Genomic DNA, 13,010 nt, shown 5'->3' with positions numbered 1-13,010 from the left:
GTCAACGGTTCTGCCCGTTACAGAATGGCCACATTCCGGTGTTTGGAAGTTTTTTCAGCCGGAAAACCACGTCTGGAGCCGGCTTTGTCTCCGAAAGGTTCAATATGTTGCGCTACAATAGAATCGCCGCTGCCGTGATCGTGGCCGGGCTTGGTCTTCACTTCCCTGCCTTCGCCCAGGAAGATGCCGTGGTGGCCACGGTCGGCGATCTCGAGATTCGTCAGTCGGAACTCGATCTGGCCATGAGCAATCTCGACTCCCAGCTGGCCCAGCTCCCGGATGAGCAGAAGAAGGTTGCCGCTCTTTCCAGCGCGATCGAAGTGAAGCTGCTGGTCGAGGGTGCGACTGCCGAAGGTCTGGACAAGACCGACGACTTCAAGAAGCGCCTGAACTTCATCTCCGACCGCGAATTGCACAACGCCTATTTCCGCAAGCACGTGGCTGACGCGATCACCGATGCCGAGGTGAAGGCACGTTATGACAAGGAAGTCGCCGCACTTCCGAAGGAAGAAGAAGTCAAGGCTGCCCACATTCTGGTTGCGACGGAAGAAGAAGCCAAGGACGTGATCAAGCAGCTCGATGCCGGCAAGGATTTCGCGGAACTGGCAAAGGAAAAGTCGACCGACTCCAACAAGGATGACGGCGGCGATCTCGGCTGGTTCGGCAAGGGCCGCATGGTTCCGGAATTCGAAGAAGCCGCATTCAAGCTGGAGAAGGGCGCCTACACCAAGGAGCCGGTCAAGTCGCAGTTTGGCTTCCACGTCATTAAGGTCGAAGACAAGCGCATTTCGCCTCCGCCAGCCTTCGAGCAGGTCGAGCCGCAGGTTCGCCAGCTCGTCATGCGTGACAAGTATATGGATCTCATCAAGAAGGCCAAGGCCGAACAGAAGGTCGATATCAAGGACGAAACGCTCCGCAAGGAATATGACGAGGTCAATAAGGCGCAAGACGCTCAGCCGCAGCAGTAAGTGCCTCACGCATGAGGGCGGCGTTCAGCCGCCCTTTTCTCGCTTCCAGCATTGTCTTTTCTAACGCAGGTCGATTCCATGTCCGCTGCCGTCTCCCCACTTGCTCCAAAATCCTATCCTGAGATGCCCGTCATCCGCGGTGTGCGCATGGCGACGGCTGCCGCTGGCATCAAGTACAAGAACCGAACCGACGTTCTCTTGATGGTGTTTGACGAACCGGCCGCGGTTGCGGGTGTGTTCACCAAGTCCCGTTGCCCATCCGCGCCGGTGGACTATTGCCGTGCCAACCTTGCGGGCGGCATCGCGCGGGCGGTCGTGGTCAATTCCGGAAACGCGAACGCATTTACCGGCCAGAAGGGCAGGGCAGCGACCGAGCTGACGGGTAAATCCGCCGCCGCCGCCGTCGGATGCAGCGAAAGAGAAGTGTTTCTGGCATCCACCGGCGTGATCGGCGAGCCGCTCGACGCTTCGAAATTTGCCGGCGTTCTCGATCAGATGAATGCTGATGCCAAGGGCGATTTCTGGCTCGAAGCCGCAAAGGCCATCATGACCACGGATACCTATCCAAAGGTCGCAACGCGTACCGCCAAGATCGGCGGCGTTGAGGTCACGATCAATGGTATCGCCAAGGGTGCGGGCATGATCGCACCAGATATGGCGACCATGCTTTCCTATGTCGTGACTGACGCCGACATTGCGTCGCCTGCCTTGCAGGCGCTTTTGTCCGCAGGCGTCGGCCCGACGTTCAACTCCGTGACGGTCGACAGCGATACGTCGACCTCCGATACCTTGATGCTGTTTGCCACCGGCGCTGCTGCTGCCGACGGTCAGTCGCGTATCGAAAACGCCGATGATGCGAAGCTCGAAGGTTTCCGTGCCGCACTTAACGACCTCCTGAAAGACCTAGCTCTTCAGGTCGTGCGGGACGGCGAAGGCGCGCGCAAGATGGTGGAAGTGACGGTCACCGGCGCTGAAAGCGATGCTGCCGCCAAAAAGATTGCGCTTTCCATCGCCAACTCTCCGCTGGTGAAAACCGCAGTTGCCGGAGAAGACGCCAATTGGGGCCGCATCGTCATGGCCGTCGGCAAGTCCGGCGAGCTTGCCGATCGTGACCGGCTGGCCATCTCGTTCGGACATGTGCGTGTTGCCGTCAATGGCGAACGCGACCCGTCCTATTCCGAAGCGGAAGCCACTGCCGTGATGAAGCAGCAGGATATTCCGGTGAAGGTGGATATCGGGCTTGGTAACGGCACGGCTACAGTTTGGACTTGCGATCTCACCAAGGAATACGTCGAAATCAACGGCGACTACCGGAGCTAAACGGTGGAGGCCAAACCCATGCATAGCAGTGCCGTCAATTTGCCGCTCGTTCGCCGCCTGGAGGCGGTAAGCTTTCGTGCCTGGCCGGCTTCGTCGGTCATTTATGATGGCAGTTGGCAAATCCGGTTGACGGGCTCGCATCCCTCCAAGCGCATCAATTGTGTCGTGCCTTTGGACCCGTCCGATTACGGCAATTGCGATGTGCGACTGGAAAAGGCGCGCCGTCGCTTCGAGGATTTCGGCAGACCGCTGATCATTCGCGAGACGACGCTGATGCCGCCTGAACTCAGGGCGCACCTCTACGATAATGGCTGGACCGTTTTCGAAGAGGTAAAGGTGATGACGGCCGATCTGGTTAACGCCGAGTTGCCGGAGACCATGGCCCATCTCCCGACCCACGATATCGGCAGGTTCGTAGAAGCGAGCCTTAAGGTGGGCAACGAAGACCTATCCCTCCGCTCTCCGATCGCTGAGATCGTCAGTTCGATCAAGCCCAATCTCGGCCTCTTCATCAAGGAAGAGGTAGAAGGTGATCCGCACGCCACCGTCATCTGTGTGCAGGACAATGATCTCGCAGGTGTTCTTTCCCTCGAAGTAGCAAGCGCTGCGCGGCGCATGGGTGTAGGCAGTGAAATCCTCACCTCGGCATTGCGTTGGGCTCGTATCAGCGGCGCAAAGACGGCGTGGCTGCAGGTCGTCTCAACCAATGTGCCGGCGCTCGCTCTTTATGAGAAGTTCGGTTTCGAAGAGGCTTATACCTATCGCTATTGGGGCAAGGACAATTCGTGATGGATGAGCCGTTCAAGAAGATCCTGCTTGTCGCGGCTTGCGCCCTTGTGGATCACGATGGCCGGATACTTCTCGCTCAGCGACCGGAGGGCAAGTCGCTTGCCGGACTCTGGGAATTTCCCGGTGGCAAGGTCGAGCAGGGCGAAACGCCTGAAGAGACGCTGGTGCGTGAACTGAACGAAGAGCTCGGTATTACCACCAAGGTCGCCTGCCTTGCACCGCTCACCTTTGCCAGCCACACCTATGAGACATTTCACCTGCTGATGCCGCTTTATGTCTGTCGCCGCTACGAAGGCATACCCCATGGGCGGGAAGGCCAGACTGTAAAATGGGTCAAACCGCAGGCTCTGCGCGATTACCCCATGCCGCCCGCTGACGAGCCTCTCATCCCCTATCTTCAGGATCTTCTCTGAAATTTCTGTGAAAAGGCTGGAAAGCAGCGCTTTTCAACCCGCCTACGCGTCCTGAAACGGCACGCCGTTAACCGATCGTTTAGCAAGCTCTGGCACATTGCAGTGCTGAAGATTTGGTAAATGGCGCGTAGTGAGGCCGAGTGATGAATGAGGATTTCTGGAAAACCGTTGAAGACCGCCAGTCTTATTCCGCCAAGTCACGCCGGATCGGCGTTTTAAACGTTGCGCTTTTGTTTGGCATGGTTGCAATCGCGCTCTCATTGATCGTAACGCCGATGCTGGCCGGCAAGACCTCGCCGGCCCGCTTTGCGCAGGTGCCGGACAATATCGACATGATCAGCACCGGTTCGATCAAGCGCGGCGATCAGCCAACGACCTACAGCATTCGTCGCAGCATCACGCAGCCCATGCCCGGGTCCGTCTGCATCGTCGATGGTTATAACAGCGGGCGCGACTGCTGATCCGTCTCGCAATAGGTCAGTATTGCAAGATATGGGGCGTGGTTTAAACGTCTCTTTAGTACAGCAACAACCAATGCCACTGTTTCACTACCTATCGGAGAAAAGTCGAAGGTACGGTAACGAAATAGATATGTTGTTGATCCATTATCGCAAGCATGTTGATTGAGGACGTTTCTATTGCGTCTGTCCGGCAGGGGTTTGTGATTTGCACGGAAAAAATTGTATCTCGCGTTACTATTGGAATTTCGTCACCGATACGCGCGGCGCGACCGCCGTGGAATATGGCCTTCTGATCGGAATTATTGGCGGCGCCTTGATCCTTGGACTGAGTGGCGTGCGTGACAGTCTCCTCGGCGTATTGACGACCATTGTGGAAGCCCTCACCAACGCCTTGCCCTCCTGAAAATATCTGCTTTTCAGCGCAAGCGGGCCACCTTCAGGAGCTTTTTCCCTTCAATGCATCCGCAAGCCTGACGTTGGCAGAGCCGGGTTTCAGCGGCTTCTGCTGGCTCTCATGCGGTGCCCAGCCTGACATGTAGATGATGGAGAAGGTGGCCCTGATCCGTCCATCTGGATCGCTGTACCGTTCCGCGTAAAGTTCTGCTGCGCGCATGAAGAAGCGTCGGGTAAGCGGTGTCCGGCTGCGGCCCATAAGCGGGTTTGCCATGCCCATGGCGCGCAGGTCGCGCATCAGCGGGAAGATGGAATCATAGCGCACCGTATAGGTTTCCGTATCCGTGACCGGCAAGGCAAATCCCGCGCGCTGCAAGAGCGCGCCGATATCGCGCACATCGGCAAAGGGGATGACGCGTGGGCTTGCGCCGCCAAGCAGTTCCACCTCCGTTGCCAGAAGAACGTCGCGGAGCTCCTGCAGCGTGCCGCTGCCGGGAAGGGCGGCGAGAAAAAGGCCATCCGGCTTCAGCGCCTTGCGAATTTGGATCAGCGTTCCCGGCGTGTCATTGGTCAAATGCAGCGAGAGCGGTGAGATCACCAGGTTGGCGGAAGCAGGCTCAAGCCCGAGGTCTTCGAGGGATGAGATTTTCGAGTTCGGCTCACCCACAAGAAATTCGTCGCTGGTCTCGATCCGGGTCATCGAGCCCACTTTGCCGGTTTCCATGACCCGCTGAGCGGTAACACCCGTCGCGCCGTGAAGCTCGATCGCGGTATCGAAATGGCGCTCGACGATGGCAATGCGGTCGGCGATTTCGTCTGCAGCAATATTCGGCAGAAAGTGAGCCTGACGATCTCCAATCTGCAATGCGCGCTCACGGTGGCGTTCAATAAGCTGCGGGTCGAAAAGAATGTCCATTGGCGAACCTGTGATAACTTTGCTGTCGCAAAGGCACCCCTTTCCTCCTATTGTCAAGCGCGGGAGCATAAGGGGAAGGCGATGGTTTCAAGGCAGATTGTCGTAACGCCCCTGCACCGACTGCTTCGCTATGTCAGTGATGTCATCTACCCGCCGGCCTGTGCCGGCTGCGGTCGCGCCACAGGTGGCGCCGGGGCCTTTTGTGTTCAATGCTGGCCAGAGATAAAATTCATCGAGCGCCCCTATTGCGAGGTTCTCGGCATCCCCTTCGTCTATGATCACGGCGAAGGAATGGTCAGCGCGGAAGCCATATCCAATCCGCCAAGCTTTGATCGCCTCAGGTCCGCGACGATCTACGACGGGCCGGCCCGCAAATTGGTCCACCAGTTGAAATATCAGGACCGCACGGATCTCGCGGGCCTGATGGCGTTGTGGATGGCACGAGCAGGCGGCGAAGCGCTTACTCAATGTGATTGCATCATTCCTGTTCCGCTTCATCGCTGGCGGTTTTTCTCGCGCCGTTTCAATCAATCGGCCGAACTTGCGCGGCATCTGGCGGCGATTGCAGGAAAGCCCTTTCTGCCGGCGACCCTGATCAGGGTGAAGTCGACCAGCCGTCAGGTAGGGCTTTCGGCTGTTGCGCGAAAGAAGAACGTCCAAGGCGCCTTTGCGCTTTCGCCGGGGCAGGAGGCCGAGATTTTCGGCAAGCGCGTGGTGCTCGTGGACGATGTCTACACCACTGGAGCCACAGTCTCGGCGGCGGCGAAGCGGCTGAAAAAATCAGGTGTGGCGCAAGTCACGGTTTTGACCTTTGCAATGGCCATATCCGGGCCTATATGACATGCAAAATTCATGCTCCACGCAGCTTTAGAGGTTGAGATATATGGCATCCGTTACGATCTATACGCGCGATTTCTGCGGCTATTGCGCCCGCGCCAAGGCCCTGCTGCAGAGCAAGAACGTGAATTTCACCGAATATAATGCGACGGAAAATCCGCAATATCGCCAGGAAATGATGGACAAGTCCGGCCGTAACACCTTCCCGCAGATCTTCATCGGCGAGCAGCATGTCGGTGGCTGCGACGATCTTCACGCGCTTGATCGGGACGGAAAGCTCGATCCGCTTCTGGCAGCATAATAGCCGATAAACTGACATGGACATTGGGAAGAGAGACATGAGCTTCAAGGCCGCCGCAATCCAGATGTGCTCCGGAACGGATCCGAAGCGAAACGCCGAAGCCATGGAGAGGCTGGTGCGCGATGCTGTGGCGCAAGGTGCCGTCTATGTGCAGACGCCTGAGATGACCGGCGCTTTGCAGCGCGACCGTGCCGCACTCCAGGCCGTCTTGAAAGACGAGACCTGCGACATCATCGTTTCCACAGCAGCCAAGCTTGCGCGTGAACTCGGGATCTATGTTCATGTCGGCTCCACGGCGATTGCGCGTCCCGACGGCAAGATCGCCAATCGTGGTTTTCTCTTTGCACCGGATGGAGACCGTATCTGCACCTATGACAAGATTCACATGTTCGATGTCGATCTCGACAATGGCGAGAGCTGGCGTGAAAGCGCCACCTATCAGCCGGGTGAAGCGGCACGCATTGCGGAACTTCCTCTGGCGACCTTTGGTTTCGCCATCTGCTACGACGTCCGCTTCCCGTCGCTCTTCCGCGCGGAAGCCGTTGCCGGCGCGCAGGTTCTGACGGTTCCTGCAGCCTTTACCAAGCAGACCGGCGAAGCCCATTGGGAGATTCTTCTGCGCGCGCGCGCCATCGAAAACGGTGCCTTCGTCATCGCCGCGGCTCAGGGTGGGCAGCATGAAGATGGCCGTGAAACCTTTGGCCATTCGATGATCATCGACCCTTGGGGCAAGGTGCTGGCCGCTGCCGGCGGTGCTGGCGAAGAGATCATCGTTGCCGATATCGATCCTGAACAGGTTTCCGCCGTTCGCGGCAAGATCCCTAACCTGAAGAACGCGCGCGACTTCCAGCTCGAAACGGTAGCGTCCAGGGCGGCTTCGCGGAGTGCGCTTGCTTGATCCGCTACTCGCTGACCTGTGACCATGCGCATGCCTTCGATGGATGGTTCTCGGGCAGCGCCGATTTCGATAGCCAGCGCGAGCGTGGGCTCGTCAGCTGCCCGGTGTGCAATTCACGGGCCATCGACAAGACACTGATGGCGCCTTCAGTCTCGACCGGACGGAAGAAAGAGGCGATGCACACGCTGGCGATGGATGCGGGGAAAAAGGAAGTCCTGGCGAAAATCAGGGAAACGGTCGCGAGCATCCGGGCCAGCGCCGAAGATGTCGGAGACAAGTTTCCGGAAGAGGCCCGCAAAATCCACTATGGCGAGGCGCAAGAGCGCGGAATCATCGGTCAGGCCTCCATCGAGGATGTGAAAGCGCTTGTGGACGAAGGGATCGAGGTAGCACCTCTTCCCCTTCTCCCCGACGATGTGAATTGAAGCCTCGGCTTCAAACACGCTCTCAGGCCGGGCGTTTGGCCAGCATCATGTAGTTGACATCCATATCGGGAGACAGGTTCCACCTGTCCTGCAGGACGTTATAGAAAACGCCGGTGCGGTGAACGATCTCCAGGCCGTTGGCGGTCAAAGGACGTTCCACTTCCTCGGGTCGCACGAGCTTTTCATATTGATGCGTTCCGCGCGGCAACCACTTCAAGACATTTTCGGCAGCAAAGATAGCGAGTGCGCGTGCCTTCAGCGTTCTGTTGATTGTTGCGACGAACATCAGCCCGCCGGGGCGAACCATCTGCGCACAGGTGTTTAGAAAGAGGTTCACGTCGGCCACGTGCTCGACCACCTCCATGTTAAGGATCACGTCGAACGTCTCACCCGCCGCCTGCAACTGTTCGGCGGTGACTGCGCGATAATCGACGGGAACGCCGCTTTCGCGCGCATGGGTAGACGCAATGCCGATATTTTTTTCAGATGGATCGGCGCCAACGACCTCGGCGCCCATGCGGGCTATCGGCTCGGACAGCAGCCCGCCACCACAGCCGATGTCGAGGAAGCGCAAACCTTCCAGCGGACGATGGGCCTTCGGGTCGCGGCCAAAATTTTCACACACCCGGTTGCGGATAAATTCGAGCCTGACGGGATTGAATTTGTGCAGCGGACGGAATTTCCCTGTCGGGCTCCACCACTCTGCGGCCATGGCGGAAAAGCGATCCACTTCGCTCTGGTCGATCGTCGTTTTCGCGGTCTCGCTCATGGTCATCTCCTAAATGTCTTCTAGCCTGAAGTCGGATGATTGGGTGGTGAAGTCAAGGGTCGGGCTTCCACAGCTGGGATCATTCACCGCGATCCATCGACGCAAGGAACTGTTTTAGCGGACTTTTCGTTTCATGCTGCGTTCAGCAAGGGGAGCGTATTTTTCCCATACTGATTGCCGACATCGGTGGCCAGGCCTTTGCTTGAGGAGAAAAAAGTGAAGAAGAAACTATTTGGAGCGATTGCGCTCCTGGCGCTCATGGCCGTGCCTGCGCTCGCTGAAGCGGCAACGCGCGGATTCGCGACCGCAAACGTCAACATGCGCTCCGGCCCGAGCACCGCCTATCCTGCCGTCGTGGTCATTCCAGATGGCGCGCCGCTCACTATCCACGGCTGCCTGTCCGATACGCCCTGGTGCGACGTGTCCTTCAGCTATGGACGCGGCTGGGTGGCCGGGCGCTATATCCAGGCGCTCTATCGTCAGAACCGTGTTTATGTCGAGCCACGCTACTATCGCGATCTGGGCGTTCCGGTCATCACCTTCGAAGTGGGCCGTTATTGGGATCGCTACTATCGCGACCGTGACTTCTACCGCGAGCGTGATCGTTGGCGTCGCCCGCCGCCTGCCGGTGGCTACTGGAATGCACCGCCGCCATGGGCTGATCGCGATCGTCCGCGTCCGCCGCGGGAAGAATGGCGCGACCGGCGCGGTCCTGGCCCCAATGACGGACGCTGGGAAGAGCGTTACGGCAACTGGAATCAGGGCGACCGCGATCGCCGTGACCGCGAGCAGCAGCGGATGGAGCGAGACAGGGAGCGTCAGCGTGACCGTGACGGCGATCGCCCCCGTTGGGAGCGCGACCGGAACCGAGATGGCGAGCGTGATCGCAACTGGAATGACGGCGAGCGCCAGCGTCGCTGGCAGGAGCAGCAAATGGAGCCGTCCAATCAGGGCGGCGGAATGTGGTGCCGCCCCGGAGATCGTAACTGCGAAAACCGTTAAAACTAAAAAGCCCGGCTTCGCGCCGGGCTTTCTTTATGCGGGATCTTTTTTCTTGGGGCCGCGCTTTTCGAAGGGCTTGTCTTTCTTGCCTTCGAACTTGGCGGGTTTGTCGCCGGTGGCGTTGGCTTTTTTCTTCCAAGGCTTGTCTTCGCCCCGGCGCTCGCCACCGAAATCACCCTTGCCTGCAAATTTCTTTTGAGCCTTTGGCGGACGGGTGTCCTCGCGGGGCTTGCCGGTCATTTCCGGCTTGCCTTCCATGGCCTTGACCCGGATACCCTTTTCGAGCGTCATGTCTTTGCCGAGAGCGGACTCGAAGCGGTCGACGGCGTCAGCTGCCAGTTCCACATAGGTTTCCGTCTGCTGCATGCGGATCGCGCCGATATCCTGACGCGTCAGCTTGCCGAAACGGCAGAGCATCGGGATCAACCAGCGAGGTTCGGCATTCTGCTTGCGCCCGACCGAAAGGGTGAACCAGGCGCTATCGGCAAAGTCGGAGCGTTCACGGCGCGGCGCGTTATTCTCGACAGTTTCGAAGCTGTCGCGACGCGGCTTGCGGCCGTCCAGTGCAACTTCCGCAATGTCTTCAGGGGCAGAGCGACCGGAATGGTACATGCGCACGAAGGCCGCCGCGACCTTTTCAGCGCCATGTTGCTCCAGAAGCTTGGTGACGAAATCGCGTTCTTCATCGGTAACCGCTTCGTTCAGGGATGGATCTGCCAGGAGGCGGGCACCATCGCGTTCGACGATCTCGTCGGCAGAAGGCGGATGAACCCAGGCGGGGCTGACCTTCGCGCCTTCAAGAAGACGCTCGGCCTTGCGGCGCTGGTTGATGGGAACGACGATCGCGCTGACGCCCTTCTGTCCAGCACGGCCTGTGCGGCCTGAGCGGTGAAGAAGCGTCTCGGAATTGGTCGGCAGGTCGGCGTGGATCACGAGTTCGAGGCCAGGGAGGTCGATACCGCGAGCAGCCACGTCGGTGGCCACGCAAACTCGGGCGCGGCCGTCACGCATGGCCTGAAGCGCGTGCGTGCGCTCGTTCTGTGATAGCTCGCCGGAAAGGGCGACGACAGAGAAACCACGATTGTTGAGGCGCGCTGTCAGGTGGTTGACGGCAGCACGTGTCGAGCAGAAGACAATGGCGTTGCGTGCCTCGTAGAAACGCAGCGCGTTGATGATGGCGTGCTCGCGATCCGAAGGGGCGACCATCATGGCGCGGTATTCGATATCGACGTGCTGCTTCTGTTCGGACGCAGAGGCGATGCGCACCGCGTTCTTCTGGTAGCTTTCGGCAAGCTTGGCAATGCTGCGCGGAACGGTGGCGGAGAACATCAGTGTGCGGCGATCCTCCGGAGATTCCTCCAGAATGAATTCCAGATCCTCGCGAAAGCCGAGATCGAGCATTTCGTCTGCTTCGTCGAGCACCACGGCACGCAGCGACGACAAGTCGAGTGCGCCGCGCTTGATGTGGTCGCAGATACGACCAGGCGTACCGACGACGATATGGGAGCCGCGTTCCAGCGCCCGGCGCTCGTTACGGATATCCATACCACCCACACAGGAGGCGATCGAAACGCCGGCAAATTCATAGAGCCACTCGAGCTCGCGCTTCACCTGCATGGCGAGTTCGCGGGTTGGGGCAATGGCGAGAGCCAGCGGGGCCGCGGCCGCGCCGAACCTGTCGCCCTTCGTGAGCAGGGTCCGCGCCAGCGCAATGCCGAAAGCGACCGTCTTGCCAGAGCCGGTCTGCGCCGAAACCAGCGCATCCTTGTCGGCAAGTTCCGGGTCCAGCATGGCCTGCTGAACGGGGGTCAAGTCTTTATAGCCGCGCTTTTCCAACGCCTGCGCAATCGCAGGGGCGATACCCTGAGTGTCTGTCATCTACCGTCTTTCGGAATATGGATGCCTGCATTTGTCCCAAACGGACGACGCCACACAGGCCGTTGAGGGCCACTATGGCCAATTCATGTGGCGCGCTTTTACTGCGATTGCCCGCATTTGTACAGTGCGGGACGGTACGCTTGCCGATTTTGGCGCAAAGGCTTGTCTGGAGCGCGGCGCGGGCACGCGTCCACAACCGTACCGCATGGTTCACAAACGGCATTGCATGGCCTTATCCTTTTCGCTAAGAGACCCGCAACCTGACAGCCCGGTCTTTCCGGGGGAAACGGGGTGTGTGCTTATCTGCCGCTCGCGCGGCGCAGTGGGATGGTACTGGTCTAGGCTATGGCTCGCATTGTCATGAAATTCGGCGGTACGTCCGTCGCAAACCTCGAACGTATTCACAATGTCGCGCGGCATGTGAAACGTGAAGTGGATGCCGGCCATGAAGTGGCCGTGGTGGTTTCGGCCATGTCCGGAAAAACCAATGAACTGGTCGACTGGGTGCAGAACACGCCGAAAGTCGCCGGTGCCAGTGGCTCCGCGTCCTTTTACGATGCCCGTGAATATGATGCCGTCGTTGCATCTGGCGAGCAGGTCACCTCCGGTCTTCTGGCGATCGCGCTTCAGTCGATGGGTGTGAATGCCCGCTCCTGGCAGGGCTGGCAGATTCCAATCCGCACCGACAACGCCCATGGCGCTGCCCGCATTCTCGACATTGACGGTTCCGATATCATTCGCCGCATGGGGGAAGGTCAGGTCGCCGTCATCGCCGGCTTCCAGGGGCTTGGCCCGGACAATCGCATTGCAACACTCGGTCGTGGCGGTTCAGACACGTCCGCCGTTGCCATCGCCGCTGGCGTCAAGGCCGATCGCTGCGACATCTATACCGATGTGGATGGCGTCTACACGACCGACCCGCGCATCGAGCCCAAGGCGCGCCGTCTGAAAAAGGTGGCGTTTGAGGAAATGCTCGAAATGGCGTCGCTTGGCGCCAAGGTTTTGCAGGTCCGGTCGGTCGAGCTTGCCATGGTGCACAAGGTTCGTACCTTCGTGCGCTCCAGTTTTGAAGATCCCGATGCGCCGGGCATGGGTGACCTTATCAACCCGCCCGGTACTTTGATTTGTGACGAGGATGAAATCGTGGAACAGGAAGTCGTAACCGGCATCGCCTATGCCAAGGATGAAGCGCAAATCTCGCTGCGTCGCCTCTCGGATCGCCCCGGCGTTTCAGCCGCCATCTTCGGCCCGCTCGCTGAAGCGCATATCAATGTCGATATGATCGTGCAGAACATCTCCGAAGACGGCTCGCGCACGGACATGACTTTTACGGTCCCCTCCGGCGACGCTCCCAAGGCGCTGAAGGTTCTGGAAGATAACAAGGCGCAGATCGGCTTTGACGTTGTGCAGAACGAAACCGGCCTTGCCAAGGTGTCGGTCATCGGTATCGGCATGCGCAGCCATGCGGGTGTTGCCGCAAGCGCGTTCAAGGCGCTGGCTGAAAAGAACATCAACATCAAGGCCATCACCACCTCGGAAATCAAGATTTCGATCCTGATCGACGGTGCCTATGCCGAACTTGCAGTTCGCACTTTGCATTCTGCTTACGGTCTGGATAAAAGTTGATTCTTGAACGTCAG

Annotated in this window: 15 protein-coding genes; 12 read left to right on the top strand and 3 right to left on the bottom strand. The window is 58.9% G+C overall.

Annotated elements, in window-relative coordinates; translation table 11 throughout:
• Nucleotides 1–104: 104 nt before the first annotated feature.
• The 6 genes from PVA19_RS05920 to PVA19_RS05895 all read left to right on the top strand — a co-directional run bounded on the left by PVA19_RS05920 (nucleotide 105) and on the right by PVA19_RS05895 (nucleotide 4,354).
• Nucleotides 105–968, top strand: coding sequence for a peptidylprolyl isomerase (locus PVA19_RS05920; RefSeq protein WP_062423974.1), 864 nt, complete (start codon nucleotides 105–107; stop codon nucleotides 966–968).
• A gap of 78 nt (nucleotides 969–1,046) precedes the next feature.
• A complete protein-coding gene (gene argJ / locus PVA19_RS05915; protein ID WP_274101545.1) occupies nucleotides 1,047–2,288 on the top strand; it encodes a bifunctional glutamate N-acetyltransferase/amino-acid acetyltransferase ArgJ in 1,242 nt (413 codons plus the stop codon).
• Nucleotides 2,289–2,306: 18 nt separating this feature from the next.
• Nucleotides 2,307–3,077, top strand: a complete 771-nt coding sequence (locus tag PVA19_RS05910; RefSeq protein ID WP_062423976.1) for a GNAT family N-acetyltransferase — start codon at nucleotides 2,307–2,309, stop codon at nucleotides 3,075–3,077.
• Complete coding sequence (gene mutT, locus PVA19_RS05905; RefSeq protein WP_113326251.1) at nucleotides 3,077–3,490, top strand: 8-oxo-dGTP diphosphatase MutT; 414 nt, start codon at nucleotides 3,077–3,079, stop codon at nucleotides 3,488–3,490. Before PVA19_RS05910 ends, mutT begins: the two co-directional genes overlap by 1 nt.
• Before the next feature lie 143 nt (nucleotides 3,491–3,633).
• On the top strand, nucleotides 3,634–3,951 hold the full coding sequence (locus PVA19_RS05900) for a hypothetical protein (RefSeq protein ID WP_062423978.1): 318 nt from the start codon (nucleotides 3,634–3,636) through the stop codon (nucleotides 3,949–3,951).
• Nucleotides 3,952–4,156: 205 nt separating this feature from the next.
• The gene (locus PVA19_RS05895) at nucleotides 4,157–4,354 is read left to right on the top strand and encodes a Flp family type IVb pilin (protein WP_274101544.1); all 198 of its coding nucleotides are present in this window, start codon (nucleotides 4,157–4,159) and stop codon (nucleotides 4,352–4,354) included.
• A gap of 33 nt (nucleotides 4,355–4,387) precedes the next feature.
• Here PVA19_RS05895 and PVA19_RS05890 read toward each other — a convergent pair whose 3' ends face one another.
• On the bottom strand, nucleotides 4,388–5,260 hold the full coding sequence (locus PVA19_RS05890) for a methyltransferase domain-containing protein (protein WP_274101543.1): 873 nt from the start codon (nucleotides 5,258–5,260) through the stop codon (nucleotides 4,388–4,390).
• A gap of 81 nt (nucleotides 5,261–5,341) precedes the next feature.
• Here PVA19_RS05890 and PVA19_RS05885 point away from each other — a divergent pair, with 81 nt between their 5' ends.
• Genes PVA19_RS05885 through PVA19_RS05870 form a run of 4 tightly spaced genes read left to right on the top strand, consistent with a single transcriptional unit; the run spans nucleotide 5,342 to nucleotide 7,721 of the window.
• Complete coding sequence (locus PVA19_RS05885; RefSeq protein ID WP_274101542.1) at nucleotides 5,342–6,100, top strand: ComF family protein; 759 nt, start codon at nucleotides 5,342–5,344, stop codon at nucleotides 6,098–6,100.
• Nucleotides 6,101–6,143: 43 nt separating this feature from the next.
• Nucleotides 6,144–6,398 carry a glutaredoxin 3 gene (gene grxC / locus PVA19_RS05880; RefSeq protein ID WP_062423982.1) on the top strand — a complete coding sequence of 85 codons (255 nt, stop codon included), beginning with the start codon at nucleotides 6,144–6,146 and terminating at the stop codon, nucleotides 6,396–6,398.
• A 37-nt stretch (nucleotides 6,399–6,435) separates the two neighbouring features.
• Complete coding sequence (locus tag PVA19_RS05875) at nucleotides 6,436–7,296, top strand: carbon-nitrogen hydrolase family protein (protein ID WP_274101541.1); 861 nt, start codon at nucleotides 6,436–6,438, stop codon at nucleotides 7,294–7,296.
• Entirely contained in the window at nucleotides 7,293–7,721 is a 429-nt protein-coding gene (locus tag PVA19_RS05870) for a DUF1178 family protein (RefSeq protein ID WP_274101540.1), read from the top strand. The genes PVA19_RS05875 and PVA19_RS05870 overlap by 4 nt, the downstream gene beginning before the upstream one ends.
• A gap of 22 nt (nucleotides 7,722–7,743) precedes the next feature.
• Here the strand turns inward: PVA19_RS05870 and ubiG are convergent, their stop codons facing one another.
• A complete protein-coding gene (gene ubiG, locus PVA19_RS05865) occupies nucleotides 7,744–8,490 on the bottom strand; it encodes a bifunctional 2-polyprenyl-6-hydroxyphenol methylase/3-demethylubiquinol 3-O-methyltransferase UbiG (protein ID WP_274101539.1) in 747 nt (248 codons plus the stop codon).
• A gap of 216 nt (nucleotides 8,491–8,706) precedes the next feature.
• Here ubiG and PVA19_RS05860 point away from each other — a divergent pair, with 216 nt between their 5' ends.
• The gene (locus tag PVA19_RS05860; protein WP_274101538.1) at nucleotides 8,707–9,492 is read left to right on the top strand and encodes an SH3 domain-containing protein; all 786 of its coding nucleotides are present in this window, start codon (nucleotides 8,707–8,709) and stop codon (nucleotides 9,490–9,492) included.
• 33 nt (nucleotides 9,493–9,525) lie between these two features.
• On the opposite strand, the gene PVA19_RS05855 is transcribed toward PVA19_RS05860, so the two are convergent.
• On the bottom strand, nucleotides 9,526–11,370 hold the full coding sequence (locus PVA19_RS05855; protein WP_062444937.1) for a DEAD/DEAH box helicase: 1,845 nt from the start codon (nucleotides 11,368–11,370) through the stop codon (nucleotides 9,526–9,528).
• A gap of 345 nt (nucleotides 11,371–11,715) precedes the next feature.
• On the opposite strand from PVA19_RS05855, the gene PVA19_RS05850 reads away from it, so the two are divergent.
• Nucleotides 11,716–12,996: an aspartate kinase gene (locus PVA19_RS05850; protein WP_062423988.1), complete on the top strand. Its 1,281-nt coding sequence runs from the start codon at nucleotides 11,716–11,718 to the stop codon at nucleotides 12,994–12,996.
• Nucleotides 12,997–13,010 lie beyond the last annotated feature (14 nt).

The sequence above is a fragment of the Agrobacterium sp. CNPSo 3708 genome (assembly GCF_028674915.1).
GTDB lineage: Bacteria > Pseudomonadota > Alphaproteobacteria > Rhizobiales > Rhizobiaceae > Agrobacterium > Agrobacterium cavarae.
This window is presented reverse-complemented; position numbering and strand designations above follow the sequence as displayed.